Source organism: Paragemmobacter amnigenus (assembly GCF_009908265.2).
GTDB classification, from domain to species: Bacteria; Pseudomonadota; Alphaproteobacteria; order Rhodobacterales; family Rhodobacteraceae; genus Paragemmobacter; species Paragemmobacter amnigenus.
In genome coordinates, this window is the sequence record NZ_JAAATX020000005.1 from 129,481 (window position 1) to 144,375 (window position 14,895).

The 14,895-nt window shown below is 59.4% G+C and carries 17 protein-coding genes; 9 read left to right on the forward strand and 8 right to left on the reverse strand.

Translation table 11 applies throughout. From position 1 onward, the window contains the following. Positions 1–14 precede the first annotated feature (14 nt). Positions 15–1,076, reverse strand: coding sequence for a heat-inducible transcriptional repressor HrcA (gene hrcA / locus GU927_RS08375; protein ID WP_161761930.1), 1,062 nt, complete (start codon positions 1,074–1,076; stop codon positions 15–17). Between the two features lie 115 nt (positions 1,077–1,191). Here hrcA and rph point away from each other — a divergent pair, with 115 nt between their 5' ends. The 5 genes from rph to GU927_RS08400 are packed head-to-tail and all read left to right on the forward strand — an operon-like array spanning position 1,192 to position 4,404. Continuing rightward, positions 1,192–1,908, forward strand: coding sequence for a ribonuclease PH (rph, locus tag GU927_RS08380; protein ID WP_161761931.1), 717 nt, complete (start codon positions 1,192–1,194; stop codon positions 1,906–1,908). Next, entirely contained in the window at positions 1,908–2,519 is a 612-nt protein-coding gene (gene rdgB / locus GU927_RS08385) for an RdgB/HAM1 family non-canonical purine NTP pyrophosphatase (RefSeq protein ID WP_161761933.1), read from the forward strand. The genes rph and rdgB overlap by 1 nt, the downstream gene beginning before the upstream one ends. After that, on the forward strand, positions 2,516–2,890 hold the full coding sequence (locus GU927_RS08390; protein ID WP_161761935.1) for a RidA family protein: 375 nt from the start codon (positions 2,516–2,518) through the stop codon (positions 2,888–2,890). Before rdgB ends, GU927_RS08390 begins: the two co-directional genes overlap by 4 nt. Before the next feature lie 6 nt (positions 2,891–2,896). Further along, positions 2,897–4,051: a radical SAM family heme chaperone HemW gene (gene hemW / locus GU927_RS08395; protein ID WP_161761937.1), complete on the forward strand. Its 1,155-nt coding sequence runs from the start codon at positions 2,897–2,899 to the stop codon at positions 4,049–4,051. Next, positions 4,048–4,404, forward strand: a complete 357-nt coding sequence (locus GU927_RS08400) for a YbaN family protein (RefSeq protein ID WP_161761939.1) — start codon at positions 4,048–4,050, stop codon at positions 4,402–4,404. The genes hemW and GU927_RS08400 overlap by 4 nt, the downstream gene beginning before the upstream one ends. Here GU927_RS08400 and GU927_RS08405 read toward each other — a convergent pair. The 7 genes from GU927_RS08405 to GU927_RS08435 form a co-directional block, all read right to left on the reverse strand. Continuing rightward, complete coding sequence (locus tag GU927_RS08405) at positions 4,379–5,290, reverse strand: ParB/RepB/Spo0J family partition protein (protein ID WP_161761941.1); 912 nt, start codon at positions 5,288–5,290, stop codon at positions 4,379–4,381. The two genes, GU927_RS08400 and GU927_RS08405, sit on opposite strands and share 26 nt — an antisense overlap. Next, on the reverse strand, positions 5,287–6,108 hold the full coding sequence (locus tag GU927_RS08410) for a ParA family protein (protein WP_161761943.1): 822 nt from the start codon (positions 6,106–6,108) through the stop codon (positions 5,287–5,289). The genes GU927_RS08405 and GU927_RS08410 overlap by 4 nt, the downstream gene beginning before the upstream one ends. After that, positions 6,101–6,709 carry a 16S rRNA (guanine(527)-N(7))-methyltransferase RsmG gene (rsmG, locus tag GU927_RS08415; protein ID WP_161761945.1) on the reverse strand — a complete coding sequence of 203 codons (609 nt, stop codon included), beginning with the start codon at positions 6,707–6,709 and terminating at the stop codon, positions 6,101–6,103. The genes GU927_RS08410 and rsmG overlap by 8 nt, the downstream gene beginning before the upstream one ends. Beyond that, positions 6,706–8,565, reverse strand: coding sequence for a tRNA uridine-5-carboxymethylaminomethyl(34) synthesis enzyme MnmG (mnmG, locus tag GU927_RS08420; RefSeq protein ID WP_217765566.1), 1,860 nt, complete (start codon positions 8,563–8,565; stop codon positions 6,706–6,708). The genes rsmG and mnmG overlap by 4 nt, the downstream gene beginning before the upstream one ends. An 11-nt stretch (positions 8,566–8,576) precedes the next feature. After that, entirely contained in the window at positions 8,577–9,851 is a 1,275-nt protein-coding gene (mnmE, locus tag GU927_RS08425; protein ID WP_161761948.1) for a tRNA uridine-5-carboxymethylaminomethyl(34) synthesis GTPase MnmE, read from the reverse strand. A gap of 18 nt (positions 9,852–9,869) precedes the next feature. After that, entirely contained in the window at positions 9,870–11,141 is a 1,272-nt protein-coding gene (gene rho, locus GU927_RS08430) for a transcription termination factor Rho (RefSeq protein WP_161761949.1), read from the reverse strand. A 129-nt stretch (positions 11,142–11,270) separates the two neighbouring features. Further along, positions 11,271–11,723, reverse strand: a complete 453-nt coding sequence (locus GU927_RS08435) for a CopD family protein (protein WP_217765567.1) — start codon at positions 11,721–11,723, stop codon at positions 11,271–11,273. A gap of 421 nt (positions 11,724–12,144) precedes the next feature. Between GU927_RS08435 and GU927_RS08440 the strand changes: the two genes are divergently transcribed. The 4 genes from GU927_RS08440 to dnaQ are packed head-to-tail and all read left to right on the forward strand — an operon-like array spanning position 12,145 to position 14,871. Next, positions 12,145–12,741: a Maf family protein gene (locus tag GU927_RS08440; protein ID WP_161761952.1), complete on the forward strand. Its 597-nt coding sequence runs from the start codon at positions 12,145–12,147 to the stop codon at positions 12,739–12,741. Next, on the forward strand, positions 12,738–13,577 hold the full coding sequence (locus tag GU927_RS08445; RefSeq protein ID WP_161761954.1) for a shikimate dehydrogenase: 840 nt from the start codon (positions 12,738–12,740) through the stop codon (positions 13,575–13,577). The genes GU927_RS08440 and GU927_RS08445 overlap by 4 nt, the downstream gene beginning before the upstream one ends. Next, the gene (gene coaE, locus GU927_RS08450) at positions 13,574–14,161 is read left to right on the forward strand and encodes a dephospho-CoA kinase (RefSeq protein WP_161761956.1); all 588 of its coding nucleotides are present in this window, start codon (positions 13,574–13,576) and stop codon (positions 14,159–14,161) included. The genes GU927_RS08445 and coaE overlap by 4 nt, the downstream gene beginning before the upstream one ends. Then, positions 14,161–14,871, forward strand: a complete 711-nt coding sequence (dnaQ, locus tag GU927_RS08455; protein WP_161761957.1) for a DNA polymerase III subunit epsilon — start codon at positions 14,161–14,163, stop codon at positions 14,869–14,871. Before coaE ends, dnaQ begins: the two co-directional genes overlap by 1 nt. Positions 14,872–14,895 lie beyond the last annotated feature (24 nt).

The following is a 14,895-nucleotide window of genomic DNA, read 5'->3' on the forward strand; positions in this document are numbered from 1 at the left end:
CTTCAATGCCTTCTTCACTTGCCCCGCTCGGACACCAGCCGTCCGACGAGTTGCGCCGTGTAATCGACGATCGGAACGATGCGGCCATAGTTCAACCGCGTCGGCCCGATGACACCGACGGCGCCGATGATCTTTCGGTCCGCGTTCATATAGGGAGAAACGACCAGACTTGAACCGGAAAGTGAAAAGAGCTTGTTCTCTGACCCGATAAAAATGCGGACTCCATCGCCGGATTCGGCCAGTTCCAGAAAATCGGCGATATCGCGTTTGCGCTCGAGGTCGTCAAACAGCGTGCGGATCCGGTCGATATCGGTGGATTCCTGTTCCAACAGATTGGCGCGGCCCCGCACGATCAGGCGCTCTGATGCCTCTCCGGGGTTTTCCCAGACGGCAAGGCCGGATTCGACCAGTTCCCGTGCAAGCGAATCGATTTCCTGACGCCGTTTCGCGACTTCGGCCGTCATGGTGCGCCGGAGTTCTGTGAGGGTCTTTCCCTCGGCCAGAGCATTCAGGAAATTCGCGGCCTCGCGCATGGAGGAAGGTGTCTGACCGGGTGGCGGCGTGAAGATGCGGTTCTCGACATGGCCATTGGCGAAGACGAGGACGACCAGCGCGCGGTCCTGCGACAGCGAGACGAATTCGATGTGGCGGATCGGTGCCTCGACCTTTGGGGCCAGAACCAGCGATGCGCCACGGGTGATGCCGGATAGGGCCGCGCCGATCGTGTCGAGCAGAGAGGTGACGTCCTGATCGTTCTGGCCCAGTGTCGCGTCGATGCGTTCGCGGTCCTCCTCGGCCACGGTGCCTACTTCCAGCAGACTGTCGACGAACATCCGGAGGCCAAGTTGGGTCGGAATGCGGCCGGCAGAAATATGCGGACTGTCGAGCAGGCCGAGGAATTCGAGATCCTGCATCACGTTGCGGATCGTGGCGGCCGAGAGTTTTTCGGACATGCTTCGCGTCAGGGTCCGGGAACCGACGGGATCGCCCGAGGCCAGATACCCTTCGACGACGCGGCGGAAAACCTCGCGCGAGCGGTCGTTCATTTCGGACAGGATTTTGGAACCGTCTGTCATTGGTCTGAAACCCCTTTGTCGCGGCCATTATCGGGGCTGCTGGCGGGGCGTCAATCGGGGTTGCATCCGGGGGGCGGGCCTGGATATCTGGCCGCAACCCAAAAAGGATGATCCCATGCGCCCCTCTGGCCGTAAACTAAGCGAAATGCGCCCGATTTCAATCGAAGTCGGGGTTATGAAACATGCCGAAGGATCCTGTCTGATCAAGATGGGGGAAACGCATGTGCTGTGTTCGGCCACGATCGAAGACAAGGCGCCGCCGTTTCTGAAGAATACGGGGCTGGGCTGGGTGACGGCGGAATACGGGATGCTGCCGCGCGCCACGAACAGCCGGACGCGGCGCGAGGCGGCTGCGGGCAAGCAGTCGGGGCGGACGCAGGAGATCCAGCGGCTGATCGGACGGTCGCTGCGGGCCGGTGTCGACCGGAGCGCGCTGGGCGAGCGGCAGATCGTGATCGACTGCGATGTGATCCAGGCCGATGGCGGAACGCGCTGTGCGTCGATCACGGGGGGATGGGTTGCATTGAAACTGGCCGTGGACAAGTTGCTGAAGGCCGGTGTCATCGTCAGCGATCCGATGATCGACCACGTGGCGGCCGTGTCCTGCGGGATCTATGCGGGACAGCCGGTACTGGATCTGGACTATGCCGAGGATTCGACGGCCGGGACGGATGGAAACTTCATCCTGACAGGGCGGGGCCGGATGATCGAAGTGCAGATGAGCGCCGAGGGGGCCACTTTCAGCCGCGAGGAAATGGGCGAGTTGCTGGATCTTGCCGAGGCGGGATGCACGGCGCTGGTTCAGGCACAGAAGGCGGCACTGGGGTTGTGATGGCGCGCAAGTTCACGGAAGATCGGCTGGTTGTCGCAACGCATAACAAGGGCAAGCTGGAAGAGATTTCGGCACTTCTTGAGCCATATTCCGTGACAGTCACCAGTGCCGGAGCGCTTGGTCTGGCGGAACCGGCGGAAACCGAGACGACCTTTGTCGGGAATGCCCGGATCAAGGCACATTTCGCGGCGAAGGCGTCTGGTTTGCCCGCGCTGGCCGATGACAGCGGGATTACGGTGGATGGGCTGGGCGGAGCGCCGGGGGTGTATACTGCCGACTGGGCCGAGACGCCGCAGGGCCGCGATTTCGTGATGGCAATGACGCGGACATGGGACGCGCTGGAGGCAGCCGGAGCGCCCTATCCGCGTCGGGCGCAGTTCCGCTGTACGCTGGTGCTGGCATGGCCTGACGGACATGACGAGGTGTTCGAAGGTGTGATGCCGGGGCAGGTGGTCTGGCCCATGCGGGGAGATCAGGGACATGGGTATGATCCGATCTTTCAACCTGACGGTTGTGATCTGACATTCGGCGAGATGGATCGTTGGGAAAAGAACCGGATCAGCCATCGCGCGGATGCGTTCCGGAAGCTGGTGGAGGGATGTTTCACATGAAGCGGATTTCGACGGGATCGCCCTTTGAGGCAACGATGGGCTACAGCCGTGCCGTGGTGAAGGGCGGGTGGTGTTTCGTGTCCGGCGTGACAGGCTATGACTACGCGACCATGACCATGCCCGAAGGTGCATTGGAGCAGGCGCGGAACTGTTTTCACACAATTGCGACCGTTCTCGACCAGGGTGGTTTTACCATGGCGGACATCGTCCGTGTGCAATACACGGTGACCGATGCCGCATTGGTGGACGAAATCCTACCGGCGCTGGGTGACGCGCTGGGCGAGATCCGGCCAGCGGCAACCATGGTGATCGCGGGTCTGATCCGGCCCGAGATGAAGGTCGAGATCGAGGTGACCGCCTTCAAGGGATAAGGGCAGATGCAGGACTGGGAAGCAGGCGGGTTCGGACTTTATATCCACTGGCCCTTCTGCCAGTCCAAATGCCCCTATTGCGATTTCAATAGCCATGTCGCGGCCAAGATCGACCAGAAGCGCTGGCGCGACGCATACCTGCGCGAGATCGGCCGGGTCGGGCAGGAAACCCGGGGGCGGGTCTTGCAGACGGTATTCTTCGGAGGTGGTACGCCGTCGCTGATGGAGCCGGAAGTGGTGGCGGAGGTACTGGAGGCTGTCCGCGCCACATGGCCGATGGTGAATGATCCGGAAATCACGCTGGAAGCCAATCCGGGGTCCGTGGAGGCAGGGCGGTTCCGTGCATTTCGCGAGGCTGGGGTCAACCGTATATCGATGGGTGTACAGGCGTTACGGGACGAGGATCTGCGGCGGCTGGGACGGTTGCATACTGTGGCAGAGGCAAAGCAAGCATTTGATATTGCAAGAAAAACATTTGATCGCGTCAGTTTCGACCTGATTTACGCGCGACAGGATCAGACATTGGCAGACTGGCAAGCGGAACTGCGCGAAGCGCTGTCCATGGCGGTTGATCATCTGTCAATGTACCAGCTGACCATCGAGGATGGCACTGCCTTTGGCGACCGTTTCGCGCGGGGAAGGCTGGGGGGGTTGCCGGATGAGGACGTGCAGGCCGACATGTATGCCGCAACGCAGGAAATCTGCGCGGCATACGGGATGCCCGCCTATGAGGTGTCGAACCATGCGCGGTCCGGGTCGGAAAGCCGGCATAACCTGATCTATTGGCGCATGGGCGATTATGCCGGGATTGGACCCGGCGCGCACGGGCGGTTGACGCTGGGCGGGCGGCGTTGGGCCACCGTGGCGCCGCGCGCGCCGGGCGCGTGGTTGGCAGCGGTCGAGGGTGGGGCGGCGGGCGAAGACCCGCGCGAAGAGGTCAGCCGCGAAGAGCAGGCGACGGAATACCTGCTGATGTCGATGCGATTGGCCGAGGGGTTGGATATCGCCCGACATGCCGCGCTGGCCGGCGAGCCGATCCCGCAGGCGCGAATTGAAGCGCTGGAAGCATTGGGACTGGTGCGCGTCGAGTCAGGACGGTTGATTGCGTCGGATGCAGGACGGGCTGTTCTGAACGCTGTTTTGCGGGACCTGGCAGGATGACACGTGGGCTATGGCTGGCGGCGGGAAGTCTGGCCCTGATCCTGGGCGTGGTGGGAGTGGTGCTTCCGCTTTTGCCGACTGTGCCGTTTCTTCTCTTGGCTGCTTTTTGTTTCGCGCGGTCCTCGGCGCCGCTGCATCTCTGGCTGATGCAGCATCCGCAGCTTGGGCCACCCGTTCGTGAATGGCAGGAGAAGGGGGCGATAGGGCGGCGTGCAAAGTGGCTCGCCACCGGTTCCATGGCTTTTGCGTTTGCTGGGTCCGTCTGGTTCGACCTTCCGCCATCTCTACTGGGAATTCAGGGCGCTGTCCTGTTGTCCGTGGCGATTTTCATATGGTCCCGTCCCGAGGGATAAGCGAAAGCGCGCGGCACAGCAGATCCAGATCGTCCAGCGTGCGGTAACGGATGGAGAGGACGCCCCCATCGCCAACGCCCGCGTGGTCGATTGTAACCCGCATATTCAGATTGGCAGACAGGTCGTTCTCGAGCGCGCGGGTGTCGGCATCCTTGTCCGATTTGGCGCGGGGGCCGCTTGCCTTGCCGGTTCCTTTCTTTGAGGGGTCGCGCGCCAAGGCTTCGACCTCGCGCACGGAAAGGTTCTTGGCCAAGACCTGACGCGCAAGTTCGGAGGCATTGGGTGCAGTGATCAGGGCCCGAGCGTGACCGGCGGTGAGCTTTCCTTCCCTGACGAAGGTCTGGACATCCTCGGGGAGGTTCAGAAGACGAAGGAGATTGGCGATATGGCTGCGGCTTTTCGAAAGCGCTTCGGCGAGCTTTTCCTGACTGTGGCCGAAACGGTCCATGAGTTGGCGGAAGGCGAGCGCCTCTTCGATCGCATTCAGATCCGCGCGTTGGATGTTTTCGATGATGGCAACTTCGATCACTTCGGAATCGGTGAATTCGCGAATGATGACCGGCAGTTCATGAACCTGGGCGAGTTGAGCGGCACGCCAGCGGCGTTCGCCGGCGACGATTTCGTACCGGCCGTCGCCCATGTCCCGCACGATGAGCGGTTGGATCACGCCGCGGGAGCGAATGGAGGAGGCAAGTTCCTGCAGCGCTTCGGGCTGGAAATCGCGGCGAGGCTGGTTGGGGTTGGGAACCAGACGCTCTACAGGGACCAGAAGGTCTGGCCGACGGAGGCGATCGGTTGTCTGGGGATCAATCTCGACGGCGACATCCGCCATCAGCGCGGAGAGACCGCGTCCCAGACCGCGACGCTCTGTTTTCTTTTCCATCATGCAATCTCCTGGCTGCGGTTGATCGGATGCCGGGAGGTGAGTTCGGCGGCTAGGGAACGGTAGGCTTCGCTGCCTTTGGACGCGGTGTCGTAAGAGAGGACCGGCAGGGCATAGCTGGGCGCCTCGGATATGCGGACGTTTCGGGGGATTATTGTCTTGAAGACCAGATCGCCAAGATTCTCGCGGGCGTCGTTTTCTACCTGCTGGCTCAACCGGTTGCGGCCATCATACATGGTAAGCACAACACCTTCGATACGCAGGCCGGGATTTGCGGTTTGACGCACCTCGCGCACCGTCAGCATCAGTTGCGAAAGGCCCTCCAGCGCAAAGAATTCAGACTGAAGCGGTACGAGGACAGAGTGACAGGCCACCATCGCATTGATCGTCAGCAGGCTGAGCGAAGGCGGGCAGTCGATAAGGATGAAATCGAGATCGTACTGGTCGATGTCCTTGTGTCGCAGGGCGTCGTGCAGCAAGAAACTGCGTTTTTCGTTGGCAACAAGTTCGATATCCGCCGAGGACAAGTCTGCATTGGCGGGGCAGATGAAGAGACCGGGGATGGCCGTCGTCTGCATCACAGAGGATACTGGCGCATCGTCGAGAAGGAGATCGTAGCTCGTTCGCTTTCTCTGCGCAGGCTCGATCCCCAATCCGGTTGATGCGTTACCCTGCGGATCAAGGTCAACCAGCAGAACGCGCGCCGCGGACTCGGCGAGAGCGGCAGCAAGATTGATCGCGGTGGTCGTTTTTCCGACGCCACCTTTCTGATTGGCAATTGCAATGATGCGCGGTTGCTTTGTCCGGGTTGGGTCAGACATGTTGTATCGCTTTCACCACGAGAATCGCACCATCTGGGTCAGTCTTGCTTGGATAGGTCGTGAGGTCGAAATGCCATTTGTGGCGGGCGGCTTCAACCTCTTCACGCCAGTTTGCGCCTTTAGGAAAGAGGCAGTGTCCGTCAGGTTTCAAGTGCCGGGCGCTATATTCAAGCAGCTTGGTCAGAGGAGCAAGCGCGCGCGCGGAGATGGTATCAGCCATTTGGGGTGGGATCTGCTCGATACGGGCGGGAATTACCTGCGCGGTCAGACCCAACTCTCGGAGTGCGGTTCGAAGAAAGGTTGCTTTGCGTTGATCTGACTCCACCAGCGTCAGCTTGAACGATTGCTCGCCAGCCTCGGCGAGGACTGCCACCACCAAGCCCGGAAAACCGCCACCGCTGCCAAGGTCGATCCAGCTCCCGTGCTTCCCCAGTTCATAAAGCTGCGCGGAGTCGACGAAATGGCGTGACCACAGGTTTGCGAGTGTGCTCTTCGCCACGAGATTGATCGTGGGGTTCCATTTGAGCAAGAGCAGCTCCAATTTATGAAGCTGCTCGATTGTTTCACGTGAAACGCCCTCCAAGGCTTCATCCTGCTTCATGCCAACGCTCGCCGTTGCCCTTTGCGCAGGTGGGCAAGGATAAGCGTCAGGGCGGCGGGTGTCATTCCTTCAATCCTGCCAGCGTGGGCAAGGTTTTCCGGGCGCACGCGCGTCAGCTTAGCGGTCAGCTCGTTCGACAGACCGGAAAGCAGCGAGTAATCGAAGTCAGGGGGGATTTCGGTTTGTTCTTCGCGCTTAAGAGCCGCCGCATCGGCGATCTGACGGTCAAGGTATTGTGCATACAGGGCATCAATCGCGACTTGATGCCTTATGGCGGGATCCACCTGCGAAAACGCAGGATAAAGCGTCGCGACAACGGGTATGGCCTCTTCCCCGAAGGCCAAGAGATCCAGACCGGATCTGCGTGTACCATCCTGACTGACGGCCAGCCCGGAGGACTGAACCTCCTTGGGCGAAACAGTCCTCTCCGTCAAAATTGAGCGTGCGGCGGTCAGGAGTTCCATCTTTCTTGCGAACGCTGTCTGGCGCTCAGGGCCAACACATCCAGCATCTATTCCGATGGGTGTAAGTCGCTGGTCCGCGTTATCTGCGCGAAGCGCCAGCCGATATTCTGCGCGAGATGTGAACATGCGATAGGGTTCTGACACACCCCTCGTAACAAGATCGTCAATCATTACACCAATGTAGCTCTCGCTCCGCCCGAACTGGACCGGCCCGAGGCCGCGAGCAGAGCGCGCAGCGTTCAGGCCAGCAACAAGGCCCTGAGCCGCGGCCTCTTCGTAGCCTGTGGTTCCATTGATTTGCCCGGCGAAATACAGACCTGCGATGTCTTTGGTTTCCAACGTTGACCAAAGTCCACGAGGGTCAAAATAGTCATACTCAATCGCGTATCCCGGCTGCAAAATTTGCACCGCCTCAAGGCCACGGATCGTTCTGACGTAATCATGCTGTACGTCTGCGGGAAGTGAGGTCGAAATCCCGTTGGGATAGACGGTGTGATCGTCCAAACCCTCGGGTTCCAGAAACACTTGGTGATTCGACTTGTCGGCGAAGCGTACAATCTTGTCTTCGATCGACGGGCAGTATCGGGGACCGACCCCTTCGATAAAGCCGCCATACATCGCGGAGCGGCTAAGGTTGCTTCGGACGATATCGTGAGTCCGTTCGTTCGTATTCGTGATACCACAGTCGATCTGGCGGGCAGTGGGCACTTTGCTCAGGAAGGAAAACAGCGTCGGCTCATCATCGCCTGGCTGTGAGTCCAGAACAGCCCAGTTGATCGTGCGTCCGTCGAGACGCGGCGGCGTGCCCGTTTTCAGTCTGCCACGCCCTTGTGCAAACTCGGAAAGTTGTGCGGCCAGCGTCAGTGACGGATTGTCTCCCATACGACCTGCCGGTCGACGCTCGTCTCCGATATGGATGACGCCGTTCAGAAAAGTGCCCGCAGTCAATACGACCGATGTCGCGCTCAATCTCTCCCCGTTCGCAACTACACCGCAGACCCTACCGGATGAAATAAGAAGTTCAGTAACCTCTCCTTCAATTGTCTGAAGACGTGGATACTGGGCAAGCAGCCTTTGAATGGCTGCTCGATACAGCTTACGATCAGCCTGTGCCCGCGGCCCCTGAACAGCAGGACCTTTACGACGATTCAAGAGGCGGAACTGGATGCCGGCCGCATCTGCAGCAAGACCCATTATTCCGTCCATCGCATCGATCTCCCGGACGAGGTGACCCTTGCCCAGACCACCGATCGCCGGGTTGCACGACATTACGCCAACCCCGTCAGCCTTGAGCGTAATGAGCGCAGTATTCGCGCCCGCACGCGCCGACGCTGCCGCCGCTTCGGCTCCCGCATGGCCGCCGCCGATTACGATCACGTCATACTGTTTCAAGTGAAACACCCTCATTTGCCAATGCAAAAGCTGGCAAAGATTTCTCCCAGCAGATCTTCGACATCCACCCGACCCACAAGAGACTCCAGCGCCCGAATCGATTGCCTAAGGTCCGCCGCGACCAGCTCCTCATGATAGCCGCCATTTACCACCGCAGACAGTGCGGGTTCCAGAAACTTTACAGCGCGCTCGCAAGCATTGCGATGTCGTTGCCTCGTCGAGACCACAGATGCCGGTACTCTCGCCTGCAGGCGATCTGCTACCGTGTCGAGCAGTTCCGTCACCCCTTGTCCGGTCAGACCCGACACACCGACACCCGTCAAATCGGCCTTCCCGTTAACTACGATATCATCGTCCCTGATTTCCAAACTTGGCTGGAAGTCGTCGCTCATCAGAAAGACGCGCAAATCCGCGCTCTCTGCGCGCTTTACCGCGCGGTCAACACCCAGTTTTTCAACAGGATCAATGGTTTCTCGAAGGCCAGCCGTATCAAGGAACGTGACCGCCAAACCTCTCAGATCTAGCCTGACTTCGATCACATCCCGCGTTGTTCCCGGGATTTCGGACGTCAGCGCAGCCTCCCGACCGGCGAGCGCGTTGAGGAGCGTTGACTTCCCGGCATTGGGGGCACCGACAATCGCAACCTCATATCCCTCACGCAGCCGCTCTCTTGCCGCCGATCCTTGTATCTCTGTCCGGAGTTCAGTCAGAACCGAAGATAGAATGCCCGTCACCTCCGGACGAACATCCTCCGGCACCTCTTCATCCGCAAAATCAATCGTCGCTTCGATGAGCGCAGCGGCGCGCACAAGCTGCCGCCGCCAACCTTCGGCTCGCGCGCCGATCGCGCCGGAGAGAACCCGAAAAGCCTGACGTCGCTGCGATTCCGTCTCTGCATCGATAAGGTCAGCCAACCCTTCGACCTGGGTCAGATCGAGACGACCGTTTTCAAGCGCGCGGCGTGTGAACTCGCCCGGTTCGGCCAAGCGCAGACCTTCGACCTCGCCAAGGGCGCGCAAAACAGATTGAACGACAGCTTGCGATCCATGCAGCGCGATTTCGATCACCTGCTCGCCGGTAAAACTGGCGCCTGACGCAAAAGCGGTGATGAGCGCCTCATCAAGGATTTCGTCCTTCCAGACAATTCGCCTTAGAGATGCACGGCGTATTTCCGGAAGCGGGCCACACAGGGACTCAGCCGCAGAAAACGCGGCCGGACCGGACAACCGGACAATAGCGACACCCGCCTTGCCGCGCGCTGTTGCCAAGGCAAAGATCGTATCCATAACCGCGATATCCGCAGATCAGGTGTTCATCGAATCGAAGAATTCGGAGTTCGTTTTCGTCTGCTTCAATTTCGACAGAAGGAACTCGATCGCGTCTGTGGTGCCCATCGGGTTCAAGATCCGACGAAGGACATAGGTCTTCTGCAGATCGACCTTGTCGACCAGCAGATCTTCCTTGCGCGTACCAGATTTCAGGATGTCGATCGCGGGGAATACGCGCTTATCTGCAATCTTGCGATCCAGCACGATTTCCGAGTTACCGGTGCCCTTGAATTCCTCGAAGATCACTTCGTCCATCCGGCTACCTGTGTCGATAAGCGCGGTGGCGATGATGGTCAGCGAACCGCCTTCTTCGATGTTACGGGCCGCACCGAAGAACCTTTTGGGACGCTGCAGGGCGTTGGCGTCGACACCCCCCGTCAGCACCTTGCCCGATGACGGCACAACTGTGTTGAAAGCCCTACCAAGTCTTGTGATGGAATCCAGAAGGATAACAACATCTCGCTTATGCTCGACAAGACGCTTTGCTTTTTCGATAACCATTTCGGCCACCGCGACATGTCGCGTCGCAGGTTCGTCAAAGGTTGACGACACCACCTCACCCTTGACCGACCGCTGCATGTCGGTGACTTCTTCCGGACGTTCATCGATCAGCAGAACGATGAGATAGCACTCGGGGTGGTTCTTCTCGATGCTATGAGCAATATTCTGCATCAGGACGGTCTTGCCGGTACGCGGCGGCGCAACGATCAGGGCGCGCTGGCCTTTGCCGATAGGGCAGACGAGGTCGATGATGCGTGCCGAGCGATCCTTTATGGTCGGATCCTCGATTTCCATTTTCAGCCGCTCATCCGGATAAAGCGGCGTCAGGTTATCGAAGTGGACCTTGTGCCGCGCGCGTTCGGGATCGTCAAAGTTGATCTTCGTGGCTTTCACAAGGCTGAAGTAGCGCTCGTTCTCGCGCGGCGCATGGATGACGCCTTCGATCGAATCGCCAGTCCGCAACGAAAACTGTCTGATCATTTCGGGGCTGACATAAATGTCGTCCGGACCGGGAAGGTAGTTCGCTTCCGGGCTGCGAAGAAAACCGAACCCGTCCTGCAGAACTTCCAGAACACCGTCACCGCCGATTTCGAATCCCTCTTCGGCATGTTCCTTCAGGATCTGGAACATCATCTCGCCCTTCCGCATCGAAGGGGCGTTCTCGATCTCCCACTCTTCCGCCATGGCGAGAAGATCTGCAGGGGTCTTCGCCTTAAGATCCGAGAGGTTCAAGCGTTCGGTGGTCATGGAATATGTCCCAAAGCGCCGTGGATCGCACAGCTTTGACAAAAGTGAAGAGGGAGGTGCCTTGGACCGGACGGCCCTGCGAGGTGCCAGATACGCGCGCCGCGCCGGAAAGTCAACAAAACCTGCCGGTCAGAACTTCACGACGACAGAAAAGACGATCAGCAGCAACAGCAGGGTCGGGACTTCATTCATGATCCGGTATTGCCGACCCGTCACGCTGTTCGATCCACGCAGCAGATCCTTTCGGCGCAACCCTAACCAGTGGTGGAACCACGTCATTCCCAGCACGCCGACAGTCTTGGACCATGGCCAGATTTCAGACCAGACCACGATTCCCGGTGTGAAGACCAGCGCCAGTCCGAAAAGCCATGTGGCGATCATGGCAGGGTTCATGATCGCGCGCAGCAGTCTGCGTTCCATCGTCTGGAATAGCACATCTGTCTCGGTACCCTTCGGCACAACCTCGACATGATACACGAACAACCGCGGCAGATAGAACAGACCGGCCATCCACGAAACCACCGAGATGATATGCAGCGCCTTTGTCCAAGGATACCATTCCGCCAGAAAGTCACCGATCATGCCGCTCTCCTGCATTTCTTCTTCTTCTTATCAATTAGAAAAGAGAGAGAGAATGATGATGAAGGGCATGTGGACAACAGGATTTCCTTTCTTTTCAAGCATTCTCTCCACAAGGGTAAAGCTGTGGAAAACGGTGCATCTATCTGGAAAGATCAGCAGAATATCTGAATAGAAACACGTTAAATCAATGAGTTAAATGAATAACAACGACACAGTTTTGTCCACACCGCCCGTCTTTCTGCGATCTGTGTAACTGATCGTCCCCAATGCAGGTGAATGCTCGGGCACAGGTGGACAAGTTTGTAACGGGGCATCATCTATCCCCACAGGGACGGATCGCCTCGCGCACGTGGCTAGAGAGACCACAGCACGGCCGCAGGAACAAAAAGAGACTATCCACAAAGCCACCTACAGGATGACGATGACACGCCTGATCCTCGCCTCTGCCTCCCGTAGCCGCCAGAAACTGCTGGCCTCCGCCGGTGTCCAAGTCGAGACCGTGCCGGCGCGGATCGACGAAGAGGCCGTAAGAGCATCACTCGAGGTCGAGGGTGCAAAGCCACGGGATGTGGCTGATGCGCTGGCAGAGATGAAAGCTGCCAAAGTCGCCGAAAGGAACCCCGATGCCATCGTCATCGGCAGTGATCAGGTGCTTGCCTTTCACGGCCGGGTATGGGCCAAGGCCGGGGACCGGGAGGCCGCCCGTGAGCAGCTTTGCCAGATGCGCGGCCATACCCACTTTCTGATCTCTGCTGTTGTTGTCTATCACCGCGCGGAACCGGTTTGGCGGGCCATCGACGAGGTCAGGCTCACCATGCGGAATTTTTCCGACGGCTATCTGGACGACTATCTGGATCGCAACTGGGACGAAGTGCGCCACTCGGTCGGAAGCTACCACCTGGAAGGCGAAGGGGCCCGTCTGTTCGAAACGGTCGAGGGCGATTATTTCACGGTTCTGGGGCTCCCGCTGTTGCCGCTCTTGAACTATCTCGCGCTGCGGGGTTTCATCGACGCATGAGCGAACATTCCCGCATCCCCCTGGTTGCTGTTCTTGGCACACCGGTCGCGCATAGCCGGTCACCGGCGCTTCATGGCTATTGGCTCAAGCGCTATGGCATCAAGGGCCATTACATCCCGGTCGATGTTGCACAGGCCGATCTCGAGACGGTTTTGCGGACGATGCCCAAGATGGGCTTTGTCGGGGCCAATGTGACGATTCCGCACAAAGAAGCGATCCTGAACATCGCCGATGTCATAACGGACCGTGCCGCGCTGATCGGGGCGGCCAATACTCTGATCTTCCGCAAGGATGGAAAGATTCAGGCTGACAATACCGACGGGGCCGGTTTCATCGCCAATCTTCGACAGAATGCAGCAGGTTGGGTGCCGTCCTCTGGTCCTGCAGCTGTCTTCGGTGCAGGCGGTGCCGCACGTGCCGTCATCGCCGCCCTGATCGAGGTCGGGGTTCCCGAAATCCGTCTGGCCAATCGCACCCGCGCGCGTGCCGATGCCCTGCGGTCCGATTTCGGTGCGAAGGTCCATGTTTACGAATGGGTACAGGCCGAAGCCATGATCGATGGTGCGACGACTGTCGTGAACACAACGTCGCTTGGCATGACGGGAAAACCCGATCTGGTGTTACCCCTTTCTACACTTTCACCGGCGGCGGTGGTGACGGATCTGGTTTACACCCCTCTCAAGACCCAATTCCTGATCGAGGCGGAAGAGCGGGGGGCCACTGTTGTGGACGGCCTCGGAATGCTGTTGCATCAGGCGGCGCCCGGCTTCGAACGTTGGTTTGGCCAGCGCCCCGAGGTCGATGAGGCCACACGTGCTGCGGTATTGTCGGCATGACACCCTTTCGTCTCGGTCTGACCGGATCGATCGGTATGGGGAAATCGACCACTGCCGCGATGTTTGCCGATGAGGGCATACCCGTCTGGGATGCGGATGCGGCTGTCCACAGGCTCTATGCCAAAGGCGGGGCTGCGGTTGGTCCGCTGTCGGCGCTTTGCGCTGCTGCGAATGTTGGGGGTGCGATCGACCGGAATGCGCTCAAGATCTGGATAGCCGGCGATCCTTCCGCGCTTGTTCAGATTGAATCCGTTGTCCATCCCCTCGTCGCGGCTGACCGTGCGGAATTTCTTGCGGCCGCGCGGTCGGACATCGTCGTTCTGGACATCCCGCTGCTGTTCGAAAAGGGCAGCGAGGTGGAAATGGATGCCACTTTGCTGGTTACGGCGCCGCCTGATCTGCAACGCGCCCGGGTGATGGCTCGGCCCGGAATGACCGAGACGCAATTCGCCGCGATCCTGGCACGCCAGATGCCCGACAGGGACAAACGTGCCCGTGCGGACCACATCATCGAGACGCTGGCCTATGACAGTGTCCGCGCGGGTGTACGGGCACTGATCGGGTTCATACGGGAAAGGCTGTGATGCGCGAGATCGTACTGGATACCGAAACCACAGGCTTCGAACCGTCGGAAGGTCACCGCATCGTCGAAATCGGTGCGGTGGAGCTGTTCAATCACCTGCCGACCGGCCGGACCTACCACCAGTACATCAATCCCCAACGATCCATGCCCAAGGAAGCCTTCGAGGTTCATGGACTTGGCGATGATTTCCTGCGTGACAAGCCGGTATTCAAGGCAATCGGACAGGCTTTCCTCGATTTCATCGGCGATGCAAAACTTGTGATCCACAATGCCGCCTTCGATATGAAATTCCTGAATGCGGAACTGGAATGGGCAGGTCTGCCCGGGCTGCCATGGGCGCGGGCTGTCGATACGCTGGCCATTGCCAGATCGAAGTTTCCCGGCGCCCCTGCATCTCTTGATGCCCTGTGCCGGCGCTTTGGCGTGGACAATTCGGCACGGGAGAAGCACGGCGCACTCCTTGACTCCGAGATCCTCGCCGAGGTGTATCTGGAACTTGTCGGGGGGCGGCAACCTGACCTTGTGCTGGCACCTGTTCCAACAAAAGAGCAGCAGCCCGGTCAGGTCAGGTCTGTCGGGTCGGACTGGCGGCCGAAGCCTAGGCCCGTTCCTCTTCCATCGCGGCTGAGCGCGGATGAAGCCGAAGCACACGAGGCCTTTATCGCGAAGATCGGCGATGCGGCAATCTGGAGGAAGCGGACGACAGCATAGCGGGACCGGTGTGCACCGGCCCCG

What these genes read in the sequence shown, in the direction of transcription:
- GU927_RS08435 (WP_217765567.1), bottom strand. Translation starts at nt 11,723, where the DNA reads ATGATCGGTGACTTTCTGGCGGAATGGTATCCTTGGACAAAGGCGCTG.
- rph (WP_161761931.1), top strand. Translation starts at nt 1,192, where the DNA reads ATGCGCCCCTCTGGCCGTAAACTAAGCGAAATGCGCCCGATTTCAATC.
- GU927_RS08445 (WP_161761954.1), top strand. Translation starts at nt 12,738, where the DNA reads ATGAGCGAACATTCCCGCATCCCCCTGGTTGCTGTTCTTGGCACACCG.
- coaE (WP_161761956.1), top strand. Translation starts at nt 13,574, where the DNA reads ATGACACCCTTTCGTCTCGGTCTGACCGGATCGATCGGTATGGGGAAA.
- GU927_RS08405 (WP_161761941.1), bottom strand. Translation starts at nt 5,290, where the DNA reads ATGATGGAAAAGAAAACAGAGCGTCGCGGTCTGGGACGCGGTCTCTCC.
- hrcA (WP_161761930.1), bottom strand. Translation starts at nt 1,076, where the DNA reads ATGACAGACGGTTCCAAAATCCTGTCCGAAATGAACGACCGCTCGCGC.
- GU927_RS08400 (WP_161761939.1), top strand. Translation starts at nt 4,048, where the DNA reads ATGACACGTGGGCTATGGCTGGCGGCGGGAAGTCTGGCCCTGATCCTG.
- mnmE (WP_161761948.1), bottom strand. Translation starts at nt 9,851, where the DNA reads ATGGATACGATCTTTGCCTTGGCAACAGCGCGCGGCAAGGCGGGTGTC.
- rdgB (WP_161761933.1), top strand. Translation starts at nt 1,908, where the DNA reads ATGGCGCGCAAGTTCACGGAAGATCGGCTGGTTGTCGCAACGCATAAC.
- GU927_RS08440 (WP_161761952.1), top strand. Translation starts at nt 12,145, where the DNA reads ATGACACGCCTGATCCTCGCCTCTGCCTCCCGTAGCCGCCAGAAACTG.
- dnaQ (WP_161761957.1), top strand. Translation starts at nt 14,161, where the DNA reads ATGCGCGAGATCGTACTGGATACCGAAACCACAGGCTTCGAACCGTCG.
- hemW (WP_161761937.1), top strand. Translation starts at nt 2,897, where the DNA reads ATGCAGGACTGGGAAGCAGGCGGGTTCGGACTTTATATCCACTGGCCC.
- rsmG (WP_161761945.1), bottom strand. Translation starts at nt 6,709, where the DNA reads ATGAAGCAGGATGAAGCCTTGGAGGGCGTTTCACGTGAAACAATCGAG.
- rho (WP_161761949.1), bottom strand. Translation starts at nt 11,141, where the DNA reads ATGACCACCGAACGCTTGAACCTCTCGGATCTTAAGGCGAAGACCCCT.
- GU927_RS08410 (WP_161761943.1), bottom strand. Translation starts at nt 6,108, where the DNA reads ATGTCTGACCCAACCCGGACAAAGCAACCGCGCATCATTGCAATTGCC.
- GU927_RS08390 (WP_161761935.1), top strand. Translation starts at nt 2,516, where the DNA reads ATGAAGCGGATTTCGACGGGATCGCCCTTTGAGGCAACGATGGGCTAC.